At 72.3% G+C, this 21,406-nt stretch carries 21 protein-coding genes and 1 other RNA gene; 13 read left to right on the top strand and 9 right to left on the bottom strand.

Going from position 1 to position 21,406, the window contains the following annotated elements; translation table 11 throughout:
• Positions 1-26: 26 nt before the first annotated feature.
• Complete coding sequence (locus OVA02_RS10030; protein WP_267658112.1) at positions 27-1,427, bottom strand: dihydrolipoyl dehydrogenase family protein; 1,401 nt, start codon at positions 1,425-1,427, stop codon at positions 27-29.
• Positions 1,428-1,556: 129 nt separating this feature from the next.
• Between OVA02_RS10030 and OVA02_RS10025 the strand changes: the two genes are divergently transcribed.
• Positions 1,557-1,970: a hypothetical protein gene (locus OVA02_RS10025; RefSeq protein WP_267658110.1), complete on the top strand. Its 414-nt coding sequence runs from the start codon at positions 1,557-1,559 to the stop codon at positions 1,968-1,970.
• A gap of 16 nt (positions 1,971-1,986) precedes the next feature.
• Here OVA02_RS10025 and OVA02_RS10020 read toward each other — a convergent pair whose 3' ends face one another.
• A complete protein-coding gene (locus OVA02_RS10020; protein ID WP_159826467.1) occupies positions 1,987-2,355 on the bottom strand; it encodes a winged helix-turn-helix transcriptional regulator in 369 nt (122 codons plus the stop codon).
• 91 nt (positions 2,356-2,446) lie between these two features.
• Here OVA02_RS10020 and OVA02_RS10015 point away from each other — a divergent pair, with 91 nt between their 5' ends.
• The 4 genes from OVA02_RS10015 (at position 2,447) to OVA02_RS10000 (ending at position 5,557) form a co-directional block, all read left to right on the top strand.
• Positions 2,447-3,304: an NAD(P)H-binding protein gene (locus OVA02_RS10015; RefSeq protein WP_267658109.1), complete on the top strand. Its 858-nt coding sequence runs from the start codon at positions 2,447-2,449 to the stop codon at positions 3,302-3,304.
• Positions 3,305-3,446: 142 nt separating this feature from the next.
• Positions 3,447-4,169, top strand: a complete 723-nt coding sequence (locus OVA02_RS10010) for a histidine phosphatase family protein (RefSeq protein ID WP_159826471.1) — start codon at positions 3,447-3,449, stop codon at positions 4,167-4,169.
• A 33-nt stretch (positions 4,170-4,202) separates the two neighbouring features.
• Complete coding sequence (locus OVA02_RS10005) at positions 4,203-4,754, top strand: DUF3090 domain-containing protein (RefSeq protein ID WP_159826473.1); 552 nt, start codon at positions 4,203-4,205, stop codon at positions 4,752-4,754.
• Positions 4,754-5,557, top strand: coding sequence for an SCO1664 family protein (locus tag OVA02_RS10000; RefSeq protein ID WP_267658107.1), 804 nt, complete (start codon positions 4,754-4,756; stop codon positions 5,555-5,557). The genes OVA02_RS10005 and OVA02_RS10000 overlap by 1 nt, the downstream gene beginning before the upstream one ends.
• On the opposite strand, the gene OVA02_RS09995 is transcribed toward OVA02_RS10000, so the two are convergent.
• Positions 5,526-7,523, bottom strand: a complete 1,998-nt coding sequence (locus OVA02_RS09995; RefSeq protein ID WP_192123562.1) for a vWA domain-containing protein — start codon at positions 7,521-7,523, stop codon at positions 5,526-5,528. The two genes, OVA02_RS10000 and OVA02_RS09995, sit on opposite strands and share 32 nt — an antisense overlap.
• 8 nt (positions 7,524-7,531) lie before the next feature.
• A complete protein-coding gene (locus OVA02_RS09990) occupies positions 7,532-8,917 on the bottom strand; it encodes a hypothetical protein (RefSeq protein WP_056045542.1) in 1,386 nt (461 codons plus the stop codon).
• A 135-nt stretch (positions 8,918-9,052) separates the two neighbouring features.
• Between OVA02_RS09990 and OVA02_RS09985 the strand changes: the two genes are divergently transcribed.
• On the top strand, positions 9,053-10,339 hold the full coding sequence (locus tag OVA02_RS09985; RefSeq protein ID WP_173150916.1) for an Nramp family divalent metal transporter: 1,287 nt from the start codon (positions 9,053-9,055) through the stop codon (positions 10,337-10,339).
• A gap of 142 nt (positions 10,340-10,481) precedes the next feature.
• Here OVA02_RS09985 and OVA02_RS09980 read toward each other — a convergent pair whose 3' ends face one another.
• From OVA02_RS09980 to OVA02_RS09970, 3 genes are all read right to left on the bottom strand, one after another.
• A complete protein-coding gene (locus OVA02_RS09980; RefSeq protein WP_173150915.1) occupies positions 10,482-11,060 on the bottom strand; it encodes a DinB family protein in 579 nt (192 codons plus the stop codon).
• Positions 11,061-11,137: 77 nt separating this feature from the next.
• A complete protein-coding gene (cls, locus tag OVA02_RS09975) occupies positions 11,138-12,607 on the bottom strand; it encodes a cardiolipin synthase (protein ID WP_056045533.1) in 1,470 nt (489 codons plus the stop codon).
• Between the two features lie 73 nt (positions 12,608-12,680).
• Positions 12,681-13,625, bottom strand: a complete 945-nt coding sequence (locus OVA02_RS09970; RefSeq protein ID WP_267658105.1) for a septum formation family protein — start codon at positions 13,623-13,625, stop codon at positions 12,681-12,683.
• Between the two features lie 164 nt (positions 13,626-13,789).
• On the opposite strand from OVA02_RS09970, the gene OVA02_RS09965 reads away from it, so the two are divergent.
• The 6 genes from OVA02_RS09965 to rnpB all read left to right on the top strand — a co-directional run bounded on the left by OVA02_RS09965 (position 13,790) and on the right by rnpB (position 19,413).
• A complete protein-coding gene (locus OVA02_RS09965) occupies positions 13,790-14,929 on the top strand; it encodes an FAD-dependent oxidoreductase (protein WP_267658103.1) in 1,140 nt (379 codons plus the stop codon).
• Positions 14,930-14,958: 29 nt separating this feature from the next.
• Positions 14,959-15,732, top strand: coding sequence for an alpha/beta fold hydrolase (locus OVA02_RS09960; protein WP_056045523.1), 774 nt, complete (start codon positions 14,959-14,961; stop codon positions 15,730-15,732).
• A gap of 126 nt (positions 15,733-15,858) precedes the next feature.
• Complete coding sequence (locus tag OVA02_RS09955; protein ID WP_267658102.1) at positions 15,859-17,280, top strand: hypothetical protein; 1,422 nt, start codon at positions 15,859-15,861, stop codon at positions 17,278-17,280.
• Between the two features lie 9 nt (positions 17,281-17,289).
• Positions 17,290-18,105 carry a Nif3-like dinuclear metal center hexameric protein gene (locus tag OVA02_RS09950; protein ID WP_056045517.1) on the top strand — a complete coding sequence of 272 codons (816 nt, stop codon included), beginning with the start codon at positions 17,290-17,292 and terminating at the stop codon, positions 18,103-18,105.
• A gap of 112 nt (positions 18,106-18,217) precedes the next feature.
• Positions 18,218-18,961: a zinc ribbon domain-containing protein gene (locus OVA02_RS09945; RefSeq protein ID WP_267658101.1), complete on the top strand. Its 744-nt coding sequence runs from the start codon at positions 18,218-18,220 to the stop codon at positions 18,959-18,961.
• 71 nt (positions 18,962-19,032) lie between these two features.
• An RNA gene (rnpB, locus tag OVA02_RS09940) (RNase P RNA component class A) lies at positions 19,033-19,413 on the top strand.
• 75 nt (positions 19,414-19,488) lie between these two features.
• On the opposite strand, the gene ppgK is transcribed toward rnpB, so the two are convergent.
• Entirely contained in the window at positions 19,489-20,250 is a 762-nt protein-coding gene (gene ppgK / locus OVA02_RS09935) for a polyphosphate--glucose phosphotransferase (RefSeq protein WP_056045514.1), read from the bottom strand.
• A gap of 13 nt (positions 20,251-20,263) precedes the next feature.
• Positions 20,264-21,127, bottom strand: coding sequence for a type I methionyl aminopeptidase (gene map / locus OVA02_RS09930; protein WP_123570144.1), 864 nt, complete (start codon positions 21,125-21,127; stop codon positions 20,264-20,266).
• A 66-nt stretch (positions 21,128-21,193) separates the two neighbouring features.
• Between map and OVA02_RS09925 the strand changes: the two genes are divergently transcribed.
• Positions 21,194-21,364: an SPOR domain-containing protein gene (locus OVA02_RS09925; RefSeq protein ID WP_123570143.1), complete on the top strand. Its 171-nt coding sequence runs from the start codon at positions 21,194-21,196 to the stop codon at positions 21,362-21,364.
• Positions 21,365-21,406: the final 42 nt, after the last annotated feature.

Genomic DNA, 21,406 nt, shown 5'->3' with positions numbered 1-21,406 from the left:
CATCGTGTCACGGCGCCCGCCGACTCCTAGCGCGCGGTGCGATCCGCCAGCACGGCCCGGGCCGCCATCCCGATCACCGCGCTGTAGGTGGGGTAGGCGAACCGCACCTCCGCCAGGGTGGCGACGTCGACACCGCCGGCCATGGCGGTGGTGACCGCCTGGACCACCTCGACGGCGTTCTCACCGACGGCATGGGCACCGAGCACGAGCTCACGACGGCGGTCGGCGATCAGCTTGAGGAACCCCGTCTCGCGGTCGTCCATCACGGCCCGGTCCACGGTCGAGTACGGGATCGTGACGACCACGCACGACTCGTCCGCTTCGCGGGCCTCGTCCTCGGTGAGGCCGACGCCGGCGTAGTCCGGGTCGGTGAACCCACCGGCGGGCAGGAGGTGGTGCGGCGTGCGGCGGTTGGCGCCGAGGACGGCGTTCTCGGCGGCGGCCTCCCCCTCGAACTGGGCGGCCTGGACGAGCATGTCGCGGCCGTTGGCGTCGCCCACGGCGAAGACGTGCGGGACGACGGTCCGGAAGTACCGGTCGACGGGGACGGACGAGCGCTCCACCTCGATCCCGGCGTTCTCCAGGCCGAGGTCCTCGACGTCCGCCGGCCACCCCGTGGCCATGACGACCACGTCGAAGTCGGCCCGGGCGTGCGCGTCGTCCTGCCGCCAGGTCAGGGTGATCGAGCCGTCGTCGGCTCGGGCGAGGCTCTCGACGCCGTCGATCCCGGTGCGCACGTCGATGCCCTGCTCGGTGAACGCGACGGAGACCGCCTCCGAGATCGACGCGTCCGACGTCGTCAGCACCCGCGGGGCGACGTCGAGGAGCGTCACGTCGCTGCCGAACGCGTCGAACACCGTCACGAGTTGTACGCCCGTGTTGCCCGCGCCGATCACGGCCACCCGGTGGGGGAGGGACGGCAGGTCGAGGACGTGCTCGGGGACCGTCGCCAACTCGTTGCCCGGGATCGGCAGTCGGCGCGAGTGACCGCCGACGCAGATCAGGATCGACGCCGCCGAGATCGTCCGCCCGCTGTCGAGGACGAGGGTCGAGTCGTCGACGAACCGGGCCCTGCCCTCGTGGACCAGCTCGACGCCCGCGGCCTCGAACCGCTCGGCCTCCCGCTTGATCGACCGCACCGCGTCGACGCGCTCCCGGACGCGCGCGACGGTCGTCGCCCAGTCGATCGTCGGGGGAGCGACGCCGACGCCGTAGACGTCCGCGTGCCGGGTCTCGCGGATCAGCCGGGCCGTCTTGGCCAGCACCCTGGTGGGCACGCATCCGGTGTTCACGCAGGTGCCTCCCTCGCGCCCCGCCTCGAGGACGACGACGCGGGCCCCGAGTTCGGCTGCGCGCAGGGCCGCCGCGGTGCCCGCCGGACCGGCGCCGATGACGGCGACGTCGTAGTCCTTCTCCGAGATGCCCATGTGCTGCCTGCCCCTTCGTCGAGTCGGTCGTCAGGTCGAACTCAACCAGCTGCGGATGGGCGGACGCCCGTGCAGGCGAGTCGAGGCGGACGAGCAGACCGGTCCGTCCCGACTCGCTAGCATGACCACGTGACCATCGACCTGAAGACGACCCGGCCCGACGGCACGCCCCGCACGGTGCCGCTCACGGACGACGACGTCGCTCGGGGTCGGGTGCTCGTCCGGTGGATGCGCGTGGCCCTCGTCGTCGGCATCGTCCTCTCGCTCGGCCTGGTCGTGTTCGTCTGGACCCAGGTCCCGGTGTGGACGACCACCCCGTACCGGCGACACGGCGTCGAACACTCCTTGCCGACCTTCGCGCTGTTGCTCTTCCCCGGCCTCGGGGTCGGGATGCTCGCGTCGACACTGCGGGCGTCGAGTGCCTACGTCCCGCCCCGCGAGAGGACGTTCCTGCTGGTCGCGATGCCGATCTTCGTCGTCTTCATCGTGGGTGCGACGGCCTACCTCGCGTCCACGTACCTGGCAGCGGGGGCGTCGTCCTGATCGGTCGATCGATCGCTCACCGGCCCGCGACGATCTCGTCGGCGTTGTCGAGGATCCAGTCCATGAGCGGCACGAGGCGGGCGGCCAGGTCGGTGCCGCGCTCGGTCAGCGAGTAGTCGACCCGCGGCGGGATCGTCGGCTGGGCGGCGCGATGGACGATGCCGTCGGCCTCGAGGGTCTTCAGGGTCGAGGCGAGCATCTTCTCGCTGACGCCCTCGATCTCGCGTCGCAACTCGCCCCACCGCATCGGCCCGCGTTCGAGCGCCAGCAGGATCAGCACTCCCCACCGACTCGTCACGTGGGTCAGCACCACGCGGCTCGGGCACTCCGCCGGGAAACGACCCGAGGGTGCAGGGCGGGCAGGGTTCACGATTCCGACGTCCACGTCAGTAGCTTACGAAAAGGTGCGTACCTGCAGATGGGAAGTCCCGGTGGACCGTCGTCGTTGTCCCAGGCACGCAACCGAAAGGAACACCATGTCCACGATCGTCACCGCCGCCTCCGGTCAGCTCGGCCGCCTCGTCGTCGAGTCCCTCCTCGCCCGCGGCGCAGCCCCCGACAGTGTCATCGCCACGTCGCGCGACGTCTCGAAGCTGGCCGACCTCGCCGAGCGCGGCGTCCGCACCGCCGAGCTCGACTACACCCGACCCGACACGATCGCGGCCGTCATCGACGCGGGCGACGTCGTCGTCCTGATCTCGAGCGACGCCGTGGGCCAGCGCGTCCCGCAGCACGCCGCCGTGATCGACGCCGCGAAGGCCGCCGGTGCCGCCCGCATGGTCTACACGAGCGTCCTCGCGGCCTCGACCTCGCCCCTGATCCTCGCGCCCGAGCACAAGGCGACCGAGGAGCACCTCGCCGCCTCCGGCGTGCCCGTCACGCTGCTGCGGAACGGCTGGTACACCGAGAACTACGTCGGCGAGATCGCCACCGCCCGCGACTCCGGCGTGGTCGCCGCGAGCGTGGGGGCGGGCCGTCTCGCCAGCGCCAGCCGTCGGGACTACGCCGAGGCCGCCGCGGTCGCGGCCCTCGACGAGTCGACCGCCGGTCGCACCTTCGAGCTGTCCGGCGACCACGCCTGGGACTTCGACGAGTTCGCCGAGGCGCTCACGACCGTCACGGGCCGACCCGTCCGCTACGAGTCGCTCACGCCCGAGCAGCACGCCGAGCGCCTGCGCGGCTTCGGCCTGGACGAGGGCACGGTCGGCTTCGTCGTCGCGCTCGACGGGAACATCCGCGACGGGCTGCTCGCCGACACGAGCGGCGACCTCGCCCGCCTGATCGGCCGTCCGACGACCCCGCTCGTCGAGGCCCTCACCGCCGCCACCGCGTAGTTCCGCCGAGACGCCGGGGCGGCAGCCCGCAGGAGGCGCGGTTCCGGTCGTCCGGGCACCGCGCCTCCTCGTCGGCCCCTCCCCGGCGCCGAGCGGCCGGCGTCCGGCGTCGACGGCGGGTCCCGGTGTCTAGGCTCGACGCATGGCCACCCTCGTCCTCGTCCGACACGGACGCACCACCGCCAACGCGAGCGGCGTGCTCGCCGGACGGACGGCCGGCGTCCGGCTCGACGACGTCGGACGCGAGCAGGCGCGGCGGACCGCCGACCGGCTCGCCGTCGTGCCGCTCGTCGGCGTCGTGTCGAGTCCTCTCGAACGCTGCCGTCAGACGTCCCGGGCGATCCTCGACCGTCAGACCGGGACGCCGGCGACGCCCGTCGAGCGGGGCATCACCGAATGCGACTACGGCGACTGGCAGGGTCGGCCGCTCAAGGACCTGGCCGGCGAGGCCCTCTGGTCCGTCGTGCAGAACCAACCGTCCGCCGCGGTCTTCCCGGGCGGCGAGTCGCTGCAGACCATGCAGTCCCGGGCGGTCGCCGCGGTCCGCCGGCACGACGCCGCGTTCGAGGCCGAACACGGTCCGGGCGCCGTGTGGGTCGCCGTCAGTCACGGTGACATCATCAAGTCGATCCTCGCCGACGCCTACGGCATGCACCTCGACCTGTTCCAGCGCATCAGCGTCGGCCCGGCCTCGGTGTCGATCGTGCGCTACGGGCCGAACCGGCCCGACGTCGTCGCGACGAACACGGACTCGGGCGACCTCTCGTGGCTGCGGCAGGCGGCTCCCGCCGCCGACGCCGCCGTCGGGGGAGGCGCGGGTCCGGCGGGCGGCGACGCCGCCGGCGACGAGCCTCCCGCGACCTGAGCGTCGGCGGCGGGGCGCTCGTAGACTCGCGGCATGCCCTCCATCGTCCACACCTTCGACTGGCCGGATCGGGTCGTCGTCGGGACCATCGGCCGTCCCGGCTCCCGCGCGTTCTACCTCCAGGCCCGTGACGGGTCGCGGGTCACGAGCGTCGGCCTCGAGAAGATGCAATCGGCCGCACTCGCCGAGAAGATCGACGAGATCCTCGACCAGGTGATGGCCGCCGACGGCAACCCGGTCAGCGTGCCCACCGGCATCCCGGTCGAGCTCGTCGACAACGAGCCGCTCGACCAACCCGTCGAACCCGAGTTCCGGGCCGGAGCGCTCAGCCTCGGCTGGGACCCGTCCACCGCCCAGGTCGTCATCGAGGCGTTCCCGCTGGTCGAGGTGGCGGACGGCGCCGACGTCGACGAGGCCGAGCTCGAGCCCGACGAGGTCCTGGTCGTCCGCATCCCCGTCGGCACGGCGAGGGCGTTCGCGGCTCGGACCCTCGAGATCGTCGGGGCCGGTCGGCCCCTCTGCCCCTTCTGTGGCCAACCGATCGACCCCGAGGGCCACGTCTGCATCCTGTCCGGCGAGGCCTGATGTCCTCGGCGTCGACCGAGGACGCGCCGGCCGACGTGCCCGACGCGGTTCCGTCCGACGACGTCGAGCTCGAGCTCACCGGTCGCATCCGCACGGCGTCCAATGCGTCCTTCCTGGCCCGCCTCGGTGACGTGTCGGTCATCTACAAGCCCGTCGCCGGTGAACGGCCGCTCTGGGACTTCCCGGACGGGAGGCTCGCCGACCGTGAGGTCGCGGCCTACCTCGTCTCCGAGGCCATGGGCTGGGACGTCGTGCCGCGCACCTGGCTCCGTGACGGTCCGCTCGGCGAAGGCATGGTCCAGCTCTGGCAGGACGTCGACCCGGAGCAGGACGCGGTGGACCTCGTGCCGGCCCACGACCTGCCCGACGACGGATGGCGTCTCGTCCTCGAGGGGGACGGCGACGACGGACCGGTCGCCCTGATCCACGAGGACACCGAGGCGCTCCGACGCATGGCCGTGTTCGACGTCGTGGTCAACAACGCCGACCGCAAGGGCGCCCACGTGCTCGCGCTGCCCGACGGGCGGCGGCACGGCGTCGACCACGGACTCACCTTCCACGCCGAGCACAAACTGCGCACCGTGCTCTGGGGCTGGATCGGCGATCCGCTCACCACCGACGAACTCGCCGGGGTCGAGCGCGTCCGGGCCGGTCTGTCCGGTGGCCTGGGGACGGCCCTCGCGCCGCTCGTGACGTCGGACGAACTCGAGGCGCTCGACGACCGCTGCGCCCGCCTGCTCGCGTCCTCCGTCTTCCCCGAGCCGCACGGCCCTATGCCGGCGGTTCCGTGGCCCGTGTTCTGACGTACGACCCGACGACGGCCGCTCCGAGGTCGTCCAGGTCGGGGGCGGTCACCGTGCCGTCGACGCGCCGCGCCATCCCATCGACGAAGCGGGCGAGCCCCGGGTCGTCGCCGAGCCGGAAGAACGTCGTGTGCGCGCCGAGGCGGCGGGCCACGTCCAGTTGCTCCACGGCCCTCAGGATGGTCACGGGGTGCGGCGGGTAGTCGAAGAAGACCTCACCGCCAGGCTCGAGGTGGGAGGTCGGCTCGCCGTCGGTGACGATCAACAGGACGGGTTGCGCGGTCGGGTGCTTGCGGAAGTGCCGATTCGCCAGCAGAAGGGCGTGGTGGAGGTTCGTACCCTTGTCCCACTTCGCGTCGAGGGCGACGAGCTGCTCGATCGGCATGACCTCGGCGTGCCGGCCGAACCCGATGAGCTGCAGGTCGTCGCCGCGGAAGCGCGACGTGATCAGGGTGTGCAGGGCGAGGGCCGTGCGCTTCATCGGCACCCAGCGGTCCTCCATCGCCATCGAGAACGACGTGTCGACGAGCAGGGCGACGCAGGCCTGCGTCCGGGCGTCGGTCTCGTGCACCTCGACGTCGCCGATCTCGATCCGCACCCCGCCGCCGGTCCGGCCGCCCCCGGCGGCGGTCCGCGTGACCGCGTTCGTGATCGTCCGGGTGACGTCCCACGGCTCGGTGTCGCCGAAGGCCCATTCACGACTCGCGCCGGAGCGGTCGCCGAGGCCTCCCGCGGACCGCAACTCGCGCCTCCCCGCTCGTCCCGACATCTTCGCCGCGACGTCGCGCAGCAGGTCCTTGCCGAGCTGCCTCATGGCCCGGGGCGTCAGGGCCAGCGTGCCGTCGGCCCGGCGGCGGAGGGCACCCGAGTCGCGGAGGGCCTTCTCGAGCCGCCGCAGGGCCGCGGCGTCGACGGCGGCCTGCTCGCCCAGTTGGCGGCGCAGGGCGTCGAGGTCGACGTCGTCGAGCGACGAGCCGCTCGACTGCTGGGCCAGCTGCTCGGCGAGCGCGTCGAGGTCGGCGAGGTCCTGGAAGACCCCCGTGCCGTCGCCGAGCCCGAGGCCCTGTTCGCCGTCCATGCCCTCGGAGCCGCTCCAGTCCTGCCCTGGTCGGAGCGCACGCAGGGTGCCGTCGAGCCGTTCGAGGGACTGCATCAGGTCGGGGGAGCCGAAGGCCTGCTGGGCCAGGGCGTCCAGCTCGGCCCGTTGCTCGGCCGTCATCGAGTTGCGGAGGCGCTGGGCGGCGGCCGCACGAGCGGCCAGGGCGTCGATCAACGCGTCGACGTCGCCCGGCTGCTCGGGGAACGACGCCCCGTGCTTCGCCATGAAGTCGTCGAATTGCTCAGGGGTGTCGTCACCACGGGCGTGGGCGTCGAGCAGGTCGTCGAGGTCGCGCAGCATCTCGGCCACGGCCTCGCGGTCGGCGTCCGAGGCGTTCTCGAGGGCGGTCTTCATCCCCGCGAAGCGCTGGTCGAGCATCTCGCGACCGAGCAGGTCCTTGATCTCGTCGTAGGCGTCCCGGGCCTCCCGGCTCTGCCACCGGTACTCCGACAGCTCGGCGACGGCGCCGGCGGGGGACGGCGGAAGGCTGTCGAGCTGGAGCTCGGCGAGCGCGCGGTCGCCGTCGTCGAGGTCGACGTCCCGGGCGAGCTGGGCGCGCTCGGCCCGTAGGGCCCGGTCGAGGAGCTCACGGACCTCGTGGAGCGTGCCGTCGAGGTGGTGGTCGCGGGTCAGGGCCCGCCGACGTTCCGCGACCCGGCGGGCGAGGTCGTCGAGACCGGTCTGGTCGCGACCACCGCGCCGGAGGAACTCACGGAGCGCCGCCTCGGCGCTCGTGCCCGCCATGACGTCCCGTCCGACGGCGTCGAGTGCTTCGGAGAGATCGGCAGGAGGCGCGAGCGGGTCGGGCCCGTCGGCGTACCTCTGGTAGCGCGCGGCCCGGTGCAGGCGACGGTTCGCCCTAGCCACGTCGCACCTCAGAACCCGTAGGCCGCTTCACCGTCGCCGCTCTCCTTGCTCACGCGTCGGGCCAGGAAGAGGCCCTCGAGCGCCAACTCGACGGCGCCGGCCCGACCGCCGTCGGTCGTCGCGCCGAGCCGTTCGGCGACGCGGTCGTAGAGGTCGTCCTCGCCGAGCGAGGGCAGACCGGCCAGGAACTCCCGGGCGGTGACCTGCTCACCGGTGGTCACCATGACGCCCGACTCGAGGGCGTCGACGAGCCCGTCGAAGTCGAGCCCGCGGAAGTGGGCACGGACGGTCTCGGCGGTGGACGTCCGCAGCAGGTGCTCGAGGACCTCCTCGGCACGGTCCTCTTCTCCGGACTCGAACTCGATCTTGCCGCCGAGCACGTCGACGGCCGTCTCGAGGTCGATCGGTCGTGCCACGGCCTCGTCCTCGCCCTGTCGGGTCGCGCGGTGCAGGGCGGCGGCCGCGATGGTCTCGGCTCCGGCGATCGCGAAGCGGGCGCTGACGCCGCTGCGCTGGTCCACCGAGGGGGACTCGCGGAGCGCGCGCGTGAAGCGCGCCAGGATCTCGACGAGGTGGTCCGGCACCTCGGCGACGAGGTCGGCCTCCTGACGGACGACCGCGACCTCGTCGGCGAGCTCGGCCGGGTAGTGAGTCCGGATCTCGGCACCGAAGCGGTCCTTGAGGGGCGTGATGATCCTCCCGCGGTTGGTGTAGTCCTCGGGGTTGGCGCTGGCCACGACGAGCACGTCGAGCGGGAGGCGGAGGACGTAACCGCGGATCTGGATGTCGCGCTCCTCCATCACGTTGAGCATCGCCACCTGGATGCGCTCGGCGAGGTCGGGCAACTCGTTGACCGCGACGATGCCGCGGTGGCCCCGGGGGATGAGCCCGAAGTGGATCGTCTCGGGATCGCCGAGGCTGCGTCCCTCGGCCACCCGCATCGGATCGACGTCGCCGATCAGGTCGGCGACGCTCGTGTCGGGCGTCGCCAGCTTCTCGACGTAGCGCTCGTCGCGTCCCCGCCAGGCGACGGGCAGGTCGTCGCCGAGCTCGGCGGCGCGACGGCGACTCTCGCTCGTGATCGGCTCGAACGGGTGCTCGCCCAGCTCGGACCCCTCGATCACGGGGGACCACTCGTCGAGCAGACCGGCGAGCGTCCTGAGCAGGCGGGTCTTGCCCTGACCGCGCTCTCCCAGCAGGACGATGTCGTGGCCCGCGATCAAGGCCCGTTCCAGCTGCGGGATGACCGTGGACCGGAAGCCGTGGAGTCCCGGCCAGGGATCACGTCCCTCGCGCAGGGCGTCGAGCAGGTTGTCTCGGATCTCGGTGCGGAGGGGCTTGGGGACGTGCCCCGAGCGCCTGAGTTCGCCGACGGTTCTCGCGGAGGGAGGCATCACCCCGGTGACGCTACGCTCCCGACCCGGACCTGGCGAGGGGCGCCTCCTGCGAGCTTGCCGAGACGTCACGATTCGACGACATCCGTCGCGCGACGGTGGTCGCCTCTCGTCGGAGCCGGTTGACTGGCCGACATGGCTGCCGACGACGACGCCCTCCGGACACCCGACCTCACGACCCCCGTCTCGACGAAGAGATGGCGCGTCATCGGCCCCGGGCTGGTGGTCGCGGCCACCGGCATCGGGGCGGGAGACCTCGTCGCCACCCTCGTCGCGGGCTCCCGCTTCGGCTACGCCCTCGCCTGGACCGTGGTCGTGGGCGTCGTCGTCAAGATCGCCCTCGTCGAGGGCGCCGGGCGCTGGTCGCTGGCCACGGGGCGGTCGATCTTCGAGGGGTGGCGATCGCTCGGGCGCTGGACGAGCGTGTACTTCGGCGTCTACGTCGTCGTCTGGGGCTTCGTCTACGGGGCCGCCGCGATGAGCTCGACCGCGCTGCCGTTGCAGGCGCTCTTCCCGGGGGTCGACCTCAAGGTGTTCGCGATCGGCGCCGGCGTGCTCGGCGGCGTCATGGTGTGGTTCGGCAAGTACTCGTTCTTCGAGAAGGTCATCGCCTTCTTCGTCGGCCTCATGTTCGTCACGGTGGTCGGCTCGGCGATCGTCACCCTGCCGAACCTCGGCGAACTCGCGGCCGGTCTCGTGCCGACCATCCCCGAGAACGGGCTGGTCGTCGCGCTCAGCGTCACCGGCGGGGTCGGCGGCACCATCACGCTCGCCGCCTACGGCTACTGGTTGCGCGAGAAGGGCTGGCACAGTCCGGGCTGGATGAAGGTCATGCGACTCGACAACGGCGTCGCCTACGTCGTGAGCGGCGTCTTCGTCCTCGCGATGCTCGTGGTCGGGGCCGAGCTCCTGTACTCCGGCGGCATCGCGTTGGCCGACGGAGAAGGGGGGCTGGTCCAGCTCGCGGCCGTCCTCGGCGAGCGCTACGGCACCTTCATGACCTGGTTCTTCCTGATCGGGTTCTTCGCGACCTCGTTCTCGTCGATCCTCGGCGTGTGGAACGGCGTGTCGCTCATGTTCGCCGACTTCGTGGGCACCCTTCGCGGTCTCGACGCGGACGACCCCCGACGCCGCATCGGCGGCCTCTACTACCGGGTCTTCGTCGTCTGGCTCACGGTTCCTCCGATGGCGATCCTCTTCCTGGACCGGCCGATCGGCTTGATCGTGCTCTACGGGGTGCTCGGGGCGCTCTTCATGCCGTTCCTCGCGATCACCCTGCTCTGGCTGCTGAACTCGTCACGCACGCCGGCCGAGTGGCGCAGCCGGTGGGTGAGCAACTCGCTCATGGGGATCTGCGCCGTGCTCTTCGTCGTGCTGGGTGCGCAGCAGCTCGCGACCGAGGTCGGCAAGCTGTTCGCCTGACCCGTGCGTCGGCAACTCCTGGTCCCTGCGGCGGCACGTGCCGCCCGCGGGGCGGTCAGGCCGGTCTCGCGACGGGAGGCAGGAATTGCCGACGTCACGGGTCGGGGCGCGCGGGCCGGCGGTGAACGGTGGCGCGGGGCGGTCAGTGGCCTGCGGCGCGGGCGGCGGCCTCGACGCGGTCGTGGTGTCGTCGCCATCCGTCGGCATCGCGGTCCGGCACGTTCGGGTCGGCGGGGCCGTTGCCGAGGCCGCCGTCGATCAACTCGCGGACGACGTCGGCGTGGCCGGCGTGCCGGGCGGTCTCGACGGTCAGGTGCACGAGGATCTGGTGCAGCGTGACGGCACGGCGGTCGGGTCCCCACCAGGGGACGTCGCCGGGCGCGTCGAGCGGCAACGCCCGGACGGTCTCGTCGGCGTGGGCGTTCGACCGCTGCAGGAGGTCGACGACGAAGCCGCGGCTCTCGTCCGGAGTCGCCCACAGGTCGGCCTCGGGTTCGCTCTCGTCGGTCAACCACGGCGTCTCGATGCCGCTCGGTCGCCCGAAGACGTCGCCGAGGTAGCCGAGCTGCACGGTGGCGACGTGCTTGACCAGCCCGAGCAGGTTGGTGCCGCTCGGCACCAGCGGGCGACGGACGTCGTACTCCGACAGTCCGTCGAGCTTGCGCACCAGGTCGTCGCGCGAACGGGTCAGGTACCGGCTGAGGTGTTCCTTCTGGTCCATGCCGACACTCTGCCCCTCAGGGCGTCGACCGTCCACCGGCCGACCGCCCCTGGCCGGGCAGCCCGGAGACGGCGGACCTACTGCACCGCCGCCGTGAGGCGCGCGACGTTGTCGAGCACCTGCAGGGGAGCGGGCCTCGTCAGCCAGCTCGCCAGGGTGATCTCGTGCGACTTCGCGCGGTAGTCCGCCTCGACCTCGCGGACCTGGTCGACGAAGCCCGCTCCGCGCACCATGAGCGACACCTCGAAGTTGAGGCTGAACGACCGCATGTCCATGTTGCTCGAGCCGATCACCGCGACGTCGTCGTCCACCGTGAAGTGCTTCGAGTGCAGGACGATCGGCTTCTCGTAGAGGAAGATCCGCACCCCGGCCCGCAGCAGCGTCTCGTAGTACGAGCGCTGCGCGTGGTAGACGAGGAACTGGTCGGCGACCTCGCAGGCGAAGAGTTGCACGTCCACCCCGCGCTCCGCCGCGGTGGTGATGGCGTAGAGCATCGACTCGTCGGGCACGAAGTAGGGGCTCGCGATGATGAGGCGTTCCTGCGCGCCGTAGACCAGGGCGTTGAACAACCGCAGGTTGTTCTCCCCGTCGAACCCGGGTCCGCTCGGCACGACCTGGCACTCGTAGGCGTCGTCGCCCCCGCGTCGTTCGACGGGCGGCTCGGCCCCGGCGTCCGTGGGCAACTCGTCCGTCTCGCTGTACCAGTCGGTGATGAAGAGCGCGTTGAGGCCGATCGCGGCGGGACCGTCGAGCCGCACCATGAGGTCCTTCCACTGCAGGCCGCGTCGGATGTTGCCGCGCTTGTTGTAGCTGGGGTCGGTCATGTTCTGCGAGCCGGTGAACGCCACGTCGCCGTCGACGACCACGATCTTGCGGTGGTTGCGCAGGTCGGGTCGGCGCCACATGCCCTTCGTGGGGTGGAACGGCAGCATCTCCTCGAAACGGATGCCGGAGTCGCGGAGCCAGGTGCGCGTCACCCGGCCCTGGGGGTTGCGGATCGTGGCCCAGTGGTCGTAGAGCACCCGCACCTTCACGCCACGGTCGTGGGCACGCTTGAGCGCATCGAAGAAGAGGAAGGTCGATTCGTCGCGCGTGAAGATGTAGAACTCGACGTGCACGTATCGTTCGGCCGCGTCGACGGCCTCGGTCATGGCCGCGATCGATCCGGCGTAGTCCGGCAGCAGCCGCGTCGTGTTGCCGGGGATGAGGGGCATGGCACCGAGCGTGCGGTTCAGCTGGACGACCGTCCCGAACCACGGAGGCTGGGTGTCGGTCGGCACGCGGTTGTCGAGACCCTGCGTGTTCTCGAGGATGAGCGAGTTGATCTCACGCTGTTTGTCCCGCCGGTCCTTCGGCAGCTTGGTGCTGCCGAGGAGACCGTAGAGGACGCTGCCCGGGATGGGGGCGACGAAGATCGCCAGCAGCCACGCCATGGCCGAACTCGGTCGCCGGTTGCGCGGCACGACCGCCACCGACACGATCCTGATGAGGATGTCGACCACCAGGATCACGGTGGGGAACGCCTTGAGGAGCTTGCGCCAGGTCATCCGCCGATCATCGCAGGTCGACGGCGGACGGGGCCGCCCCGTTCGTGTCGCCGGTTCGACCCCGCCGCGCAGGTCAGCGCCCGCTGCCCGCCAGGCTGGCCGATTCACCCTCGGGTGCGGTCGCGAGGTAGCAGGTGACCTCGCGGTCGCCGGTGGCCCAGGTGTCCTCGGTCGGCGTGAACCAGCCGTAGTCGAGGGCCGAGTCCTCCCAGGCGGACCCGACGTAGTCGTCGAAGACCTCGAAGCACGCGTCGTCGCCGAGCTGCCCGACCTCGTCGTCGCCGGGGAACGCCTCGTCGTCCAGGACCGGTTCGGCGAACACCTCGAAGTGGTGCACCTCGCCGCAGGCGGTCACGTCGACGAACGTCTGGTACTCGTCGTCGATCCCCTCCGTCATGTCGAAGCAGTCCCCGGTGGTGAGCTCGCTCACGAGCTCGGAACCGGTCTCGATCACGCCTCCCTCGCCCCCGTTCGCCTGGTAGAGGGCGAAGCAGATCCCGCCGAAGGCGAGGACGCCCACCGCACCCAGCACGCCGAGGAGCACGCCCCGCCGTCGCCTCGGTGCCGGGGCACCCGCGACGGCACCGGACGCGAACGCCTGCGGTGCGGGCCAGGCCGTGCCCAGACGGGACGCGGGCGGGACCAGGGCGGCCCACCGTCGCACCATGGCCGAGGCCGCGTCGAGCACCACGGACGTCTCCTCGCCCACCCCGACGACGAGGGGGTCCCGGCGCCGCTGCTCGAGGGGCGTGGGCCCCGAGGCGTCGATGCGCAGGGGCACCGCGAACCAGTGCGATCCGTCGTGCCCCAGGTCGACGAACTCGGTGGCGCCGAGCCGGACGCGCAGCATCTCGGGGTGGCCGGCTCCCGGGACCCCGACGGCGCCGGCGGGGTAGTCGCTCGGCAGGACGCGCATCTCGAGCGGACCGAACCGCTGCACGAGTCCTTCGGCCACGACGGACACGGGGGTCGCGTCCGAGGCCCCCTCGGTCGTCGTCCGGTCGTCTGGTCGGTCCACGAGTTCCCCCTGCTGCTGCGCGAGCCGCGTCCCGTGGCGGCCGTCGAGGGATGTTACCGGCACGCGGCCCGGCCACAGCAGCCCCCGTCGGCGGGCCAGGGGACGGGCGTGCCACGGGGCGTGAGCCGGGGGCGCCGCCGCACCGCGCCTCCTATGCTCGGGGGATGTCGTCCGGTCAGCCGAGTCCGTCCCGCGTCGACGTCGACCTGGTCGTGGTCGGCGGCGGCGCCATGGGCCTCGCGACGGCCTGGCAGGCCGCGTCGCGCGGACACGAGGTCGTGCTCGTCGAGCGCTTCGAGCAGGGGCACCACCGGGGTGCCTCCCACGGCGCGACCCGGAACCTCAACGTCGCCTACGACGACGCCGACTACGTCGCCCTCGTGCAGGAGGCGCGGCGGCGGTGGGACGCGCTGGCCGACGAGACCGGCACCCCGCTGCTCGACCTCGTCGGGGTGGTCAACCACGGTCGCCCGGCGATGCTCCGTCGGATGCGGGCCCTGCACGTCGACGCGGGCGTCCCCAGCGAACTGGTCGACGCCGCCGAGGCGGGGGAGCGGGGGAGGGGCATCCGCTTCGAGACCGAGGTGCTGCACGTGCCGGGCAGCGGACGCATCCGGGCCGCCGAGGCCCTGACGGTCCTCGCCCGGGCGGCCGAGGCCCACGGGGCGCGACTGCGCTGGTCGACGCCGGTCACGGGCCTGCACGTCGAGGGGCCGGAGCGCGTCCGGGTCGTCACGGCGGACGACGAGATCGTCGCCCGGCGGGTCGTGGTGACGGCGGGCGCCTGGACCGAGGACGTCGTCGGGGGCCTCGTCCGCCTCCCCCGCCTCACCGTGACCCAGGAGCAACCGGCGCACTTCACCGTGACCGACGCCGAGGCCGTGTGGCCGAGCGTCAACCACCGTCCCGACCCCGACCGACCCGGCGAGTCGTGGTGGCCGGGCGTCGTCTACGGCATGCTCACGCCGGGCGAGGGCGTCAAGGCGGGCTGGCACGGAGCCGGACCCGTCGTGCACCCCGACCGCCGGTCGTTCGAACCCGACCCCGGGCAGCTCGAGCAGCTGCGGCGGTACGCCCGCGAGTGGTTGCCCGGCGTCGACGCCGAGACCGCCGACCCGATCAGCTGCACGTACACGACCACCGACGACGAGGACTTCGTGCTCGACCGGGTCGGCCCCGTCGTGGTGGGGGCGGGGTTCTCCGGGCACGGCTTCAAGTTCACGCCTCTCGTGGGGTCGATCCTCGTCGACCTCGTCGAGGGCGGCGACGCCCCCGCGCGGTTCCGGCGGCTGGGCCGGCCGTGAGCCCCCGGAGCGCGACGACCAGGGGCACCGTGGCGGGCCTGCCCTTCGTGCGCCGGGGGAGCGGCGTCCCGACGATCCTGCTGCCCGGGGTCGGCCCCGGTCGCCACCACCCCTCGACCTGGGACCGGACCCTGCTGCGGCTCGAGACGGCGCCGCTCGTCCGGCGGCTCGACCTGTGGACGCTCGGTCGTCGCCGCGGGTTGCCCGAGGGCACGACGATGGAGGACCTCGCCGACGACGTGGCCCGGGCCGCGGCCGAGATCGCGGACGGCCCGATCGACGTGGTCGGCACCTCGACGGGCGGCAGCATTGCGCTCCGACTGGCCGTCGACCACCCCGAGCTCGTCCGTCGACTGGTCCTCGTGTCCTCCGCCCACCGGCTGGGCGAGGCCGGGCGCGAGGCCCAGCAGCGCACGGCCGAGCGCCTCCGGGCCGGTGACGCGAGAGGTGCCTCGGCCGCGATGCTCGGTCAGACGACCACCGGCGTCCCGTCCTCGAACGCCCTGCGGCGCCTCGGACGGGTGGCACACCACTTCGTCGTCGGCGACCGACACGACGACCTGGTCGTGACGCTGGACGCCGAGGACTCGTTCGACGTGGGCGACCGCCTGGGCGAGGTCACGGCCCCGACGCTCGTCGTGGCCGGTGGCGCCGACGGTTTCTACCCCCTCGACCTGGTGGCGCGGACCGTCGCCGGCCTGCCGGACGCGACGCTCGCCGTGCACCCCCGGTCGGGCCACCTCGGCCTGGGCTCGCGAGGAGTGTCCCGCGAGGTGCTCGCCCACCTGACCCGCGCCTCCTGACGCCCGGGGCGTCGCGGACGCCCCTGGGTCGCCCGGGGGTCGGCCAGGGGACCCCGGACGACGAATGTGCCGGTCGGACCGGCGAGTCCGCCCGTCGCGGGGCCGTTCGTCACCTACCATCCGAGCATGGCCGACAACGTGCAGACCGCGAGCGTCGGGGGCATCGCACCCCTCGACGACGACGTCACGTTCCACCGGCGCCGTGTGACGTTCGTCGCACCCCTCGACGACACCGTCCCCGAGCCCTCCGCTCGCCCGGACCAGCAGGAGCACCACCCCGTGAACCAGACCCTCGCCCCCGAGACCTCCGAGACCTCCGAGGCCGCCGAGGCCCTCGTCGACCGGCTCGACGAGACGACCGAGGACCGTCAGGCCGAGACACGTCAGGCCGAGACGCGCCACACCGAGGCCCGCCCCGTCGACTCCGCCACTCCCGTGGTGCCCCGTCCCGTCTCGATCCCCTCGCACCGCGCCGACGTCGTCCTCGACGACGTCGTGCCCACGGACGCCTTCGAGGCCCGCCCGGCGAGCGTGGCCCGCCACTCGGTCGACACCTCGGCGATCACCCTGCCGGTGCTCGCCGTGTCGGTGCCCGACGATCTGCCCCAGCCACCGGAGCGCATGACGCTCGACGACGAGGTGCTCGCCCGCCTGGTCGAGAAGCGCCTCGAGGACACCGCGACCATCGACCTGATGGCCGTCGTCCAGGCCCAGCTGGCCCTGCGCGAGGTCGAGGCCGCGCGCTTCGCCTCCTGGGAGGACGAGATCACCCGCGTCGGCACGGACGAGGCGGCTCGCGCCCTCGAGGCCACGCGCCTCCGGTTCACCGGGGTCCTGCCCGTCGTGACGCCCGGGGCGATCCGTCAGGCCAGGCCTGTCGTCGAGGCGGGCCACGCGCCGGACGCCGACCGCGACGCGCGCCCGGCCGACGCCACCCCGACCTCGGCTCCCGTCGTCGTCCCGTCGACCGGCCCCCGTCCCCTCGCGCTCGACTCCGCCGACTCCACCGACGCCCCGGACGCCCGGGCGGCAGCCGACCAGGAGGCGCTGGTCGCGCCGACCCGGTCGGCCTCCGACGGGCAGACGGTCGCCTCCGCCCCCGTCCCGCCCCTGCTGCGTCGTCCCCTCGCGCTCGTGGTCGCCGCCACGGCCGCGCTGATCGTCGTCGCGGCCGTCGTGCTGGCCTTCGTCCCCGCCCTGGCCGTGGCCTCGGCCGTCCTCGCCACCGTCGCCGTCCCCGTCGCGACCGGCCTCGTCGGCCTGACCGCGCTCGCCTCGGTCTCGACCCGCCCCGACGACGCCACCCGCGTCGCCCGCCGCGGGCCGGTCGGCGTCGTCGCCGGCGTCGTGGTCGGCACCGTCGTCGGCTTCGGTCTGCTCCTGAGCGACCTCGGTTCGTTCGCCTGGCAGGGTTTCGTCGTCCGGGCCGTGGGCCTCACCGGCCTGTCGACGTCCGTCTCGGTGGTTGTCGCCCTGCTCGGCGCCTCGGTCGTCGCGTTCATCGTCGCGGTCATGATCACGGGGTTCCGCTCGACGGCTCGCGACTAGGCTGTCGAGGTGTCCACCCTCGCCTCGGTCAACTCCGTCATCGAACGTCTCTGGCCTCTCGCGGGCGCGTCGTCGTGGGATTCTCCCGGTCTCGTCGTCGGTGACCCCGACCGGCCCGTGACCCACGTGCACCTGGCCGTCGACGCCGTGCTCGACACCGTCGACGAAGCCGTCGGCATGGGGGCCGACCTGTTGCTCGTCCACCATCCGCTGCTGTTCCACGGCGTCTCGACGGTGTCGGAGGACACCACCAAGGGTGCGGTCGTCGCACGGCTCGTCCGTGCCGGGTGCGGCCTCGTCGCCGCCCACACCAACGCCGACGTCGTCGAGACCGGCACGTCCCGCGTGCTCGCCCACCAGCTCGGCCTCGTCGACCAGCGCCCGATCACCCCGGGCGCCACCGACGACACGGGACTCGGCATCGTCGGGCGCCTGCCGCACGCCATGACGCTCGTGGCCCTCGCCCGCCAGCTCGGCGACGTGCTGCCCCCGACCGCGTCCGGCATCCGTGTGGCAGGTGACGCCGACCGCGTCGTCGAGACCGTCGCCCTCTGCGCCGGTGCCGGCGACTCGCTGCTGGCCGACCCGGCGGTGCTCGCGGCCGACGTGTACGTCACCAGCGACCTGCGCCACCACCCCGCCTCCGACGCGCGCGAACTCATGAGGCTCGGCCGCGGCCCCGCCCTGGTCGACGTGTCGCACTGGGCGGCCGAGTGGCTCTGGCTCGACACGGCGGCCGCGCAGCTCCGCCGCGAGCTGCACGACGTCGAGGTCACCCTCAGCGACCTGCGCACCGACCCGTGGGACTTCGCCGTCGTGCAGTGAGCACGCCGAGCCGCCCGTCGCGACGTCGCCGGGTCGCGACCCGCGAGACCTCGCGGCACGCGCCTCCTCGTCGCCCCGTCCCTGCCTCCCCCCGACCCCGAGAAGAGTCCCCATGCCCCTGATGAAAGCCAGCTACGAGCACCAGGCCCTGCTGCTCGACCTGCAGCAACTCGACACCGCACTCCGCCAGATCGCGCACAAGGGGGCGAACCTCCCCGAGATCGCCGTCCTCGCGTCGCTCGAGGGTGACGGCTCTCGCCTCCGCAGCCGCCTCGCGACCGAGCAGGGCGCCTGGGAGGACGCGCAGAGCGAGCTCAAACGCATCGAGTCCGACGTCGCCGTCGTCGAGGCGCGCGTCGTCCGTGACGAACAGCGCATCGCCTCGTCGTCGTCCTCGAAGGACGTGGCCGCCCTCGAGGGTGAGCTCGCCGCCCTCGCCAAGCGACGCTCCGACCTGGAGGACCTCCAGCTCGAGGTGATGGAACGCGTCGAGAGCCTGGGTGCCGTCGCGGCGGTGACGCGGGGCGAGCTCGACCAGCTCGACACCCGCCGTATCGACGCCGAGACCGGGCGCGACGCGAAGCTCGCCGAGCTCGAGGCCGACCGGGCCGAGGTCGTCGCCAACCGCGAGACGATCGCCGCCACGGTGCCCGCCGACCTGCTGGCCCTCTACGAGCGTCAGCGGGACCGCTACGGCGTGGGTGCCTCGTTGTTGCGTGGTGGCGTGTCGAGCGCGAGTGGCGTGGCCCTGACGGGCAGCGACCTCGCGGCCGTGCGTGCCGCCGCCGAGGACGACGTCGTGCTCTGCCCCGACAGCAACGCGGTCCTCGTCCGCACCTACGAATCAGGCCTCTGACCAGGGGCGGGGCCCCCGCACGAGCCGTGGCACACGGAGGGGCGTCGCACCGCTAGGCTCGGGGTCGCGAATGGGTCGACAAGACGGTCGCGTCGGCGGGCGAGAGCCCGTCGCCGAGGAACGTCCGGGCTCCACAGAGCAGGGCGGTGGGTAACACCCACCCGGGGCAACCCGCGAGAAAGTGCAACAGAGAGCAGACCGCCACGCGTCGCACCTCCGGGTGCGACACGGGGTAAGGGTGAAACGGCGGTGTAAGAGACCACCAGCGGCTCGGGTGACCGGCCGGCTATGTAAACCTCGCCCGGAGCAAGGTCAAAGAGGGGACGACGAGGCTGCTCGCCGAGTCCCCGGGTAGACCGCTAGAGAGCTGCGGCAACGTAGTTCCGAGAGAGATGGCCGTCCATGGTGCCTCGGCACCGGGACAGAACCCGGCGTAGCAGTCGGCCCATTCGCCTCATGCGAGACGACCCCGGCCCAGGAGGCGCGCCTCCTCGGCCGGGGTCGTCTCGCGTCGGTCGCGTCTCGCCTCAGAACGCCGGGTTCGAGTCGGCGGCCAGGGCGGCGGCACCCATGATGCCGGCGTTGTTGCGGAGTTTCGCCGGGACGATCTCGGCCCGCAGGTCGAGCAGCGGCAAGAACTCGTCGTGGTGCTTCGAGACGCCGCCGCCGACGATGATCAGGCGCGGGTAGAGCAGGGCCTCGAGGTGCGAGTAGTACTTCTGCAGGCGCTTCGCCCAGTGCTTCCAGCTGAGGTCGTCGCGCTCCTTCGCCGCGAACGAGGCCTTGGTCTCGTAGTCCTTGCCACCGATCTCGAGGTGCCCGAGCTCGGCGTTGACGATGAGCACGCCGTCGTTGATCAGGGCGGTGCCGATGCCCGTGCCGAGCGTCGTCATGACGACGAGGCCCTTCACGTCCTTCGCGGCCCCGAAACGGGTCTCGGCGTAGCCTGCGGCGTCGGCGTCGTTGACGAAGTGGATGTCGCGGCCGAGTGTGGTCTCGAAGAGCTTCTCGGCCTCGAAGCCGATCCACTTCTTCGACACGTTGGCGGCCGAGAGGGTCTTGCCGTCCATGATGGCGGCCGGGAAACAGACGCCGACCGGCACCGAGGCGTCGTCGAGGCCGAGTTCGTCGACGATCTGCCGGACGACCGCGACGATGGCGTCGGGTTCGCCGCCCTCGGGAGTGCTCTTCTTGATGCGGTCCGAGAGGAGCTCGCCGCTGTCGAGGTCGACGATCGCCCCCTTGATGCCTGTGCCGCCGATGTCGATTCCCACTGCGGTGCGTGCCATGGGTGGTCCTTTCTCAGGAGAGCGTGAGGATGTCGGCACCGCGTTCGGTGACGACCAGGGTGTGCTCGAACTGGGCCGTGAGGCTCTTGTCGCGGGTGGTGACGGTCCAGTCGTCGTCCCAGACGTCGGCCTCGATGCCACCGAGGGTCAACATGGGCTCGATGGTGAACACCATCCCGACCTCGATGACGTCGTCGTACTGCGGCGCGTCGTAGTGGGGGATGATCAGGCCGGAGTGGAAGGCGCGTCCGACGCCGTGGCCGGTGTACTCGCGCACGACGCCCAGGCCGAAGCGCTTGGCGTACGACTCGATCGCCCGACCGATCACGTTCACCTGACGCCCCGGGGCGACGGCCTTGATGCCGCGCCTCAGCGCCTCACGGGTGCGGTCGACCAGGTCGACGGTCTCGGGGGCGGCCTCGCCGACGACGAAGGTGCGGTTCAGGTCGCCGTGGACGCCGTTCTTGAACGCCGTGATGTCGACGTTGATCAGGTCGCCGTCGACCAGGACGGTGTCGTCGGGGATGCCGTGGCAGATGACCTCGTTCACCGAGGTGCAGACCGACTTGGGGTACCCGCGGTACCCCAGGGTCGACGGGTAGGCGTCGTGGGCGACGACGAACTCGTGGGCGATGCGGTCGAGTTCTTCGGTCGTCACGCCGGGGCGGAGGGCGGCCTCGACGGCGTCGATGGCCTGCGAGGCGATGCGGCCGCTCTCGCGGATCAGCTCGACGGTCTCGGCGTCGTAGACGTCGCCGTCGGTGTACTCGGCCGGAGCGGCCTTGCCGACGTACTCGGGTCGGGCGATCGACGGGGGGACCGGACGCTGCGCTGAGATCCGGCCCGGGGTCAAGAATCCGTGGGAGTCCCGGGGCATACGATCAAGCTTAGGGGGAGCGCGACGGGCTCGCGTTCTCGACAGCCGCACCGAGAGGACGACACCATGGCCGAGTTCTGGTTCAACACGAAGACGCACGAGGTCGAGGAGGGCAAGGTCTCTCCGGCCGTCGACCGCGCCGGGCCCTACGCCACCCGCGACGAGGCGGCCCGGGCGATCGAGACGATCAAGGCCCGCAACGCCGCCCTCGACGCCGAAGAGGCCGCGAACGACTGACCGGTCCGGTCGTCCGGTCGGCGCGTCGCCGTCGGGACGACC

This window comes from Frigoribacterium sp. SL97, assembly GCF_026625765.1.
GTDB lineage: Bacteria > Actinomycetota > Actinomycetes > Actinomycetales > Microbacteriaceae > Frigoribacterium.
This window is presented reverse-complemented; position numbering and strand designations above follow the sequence as displayed.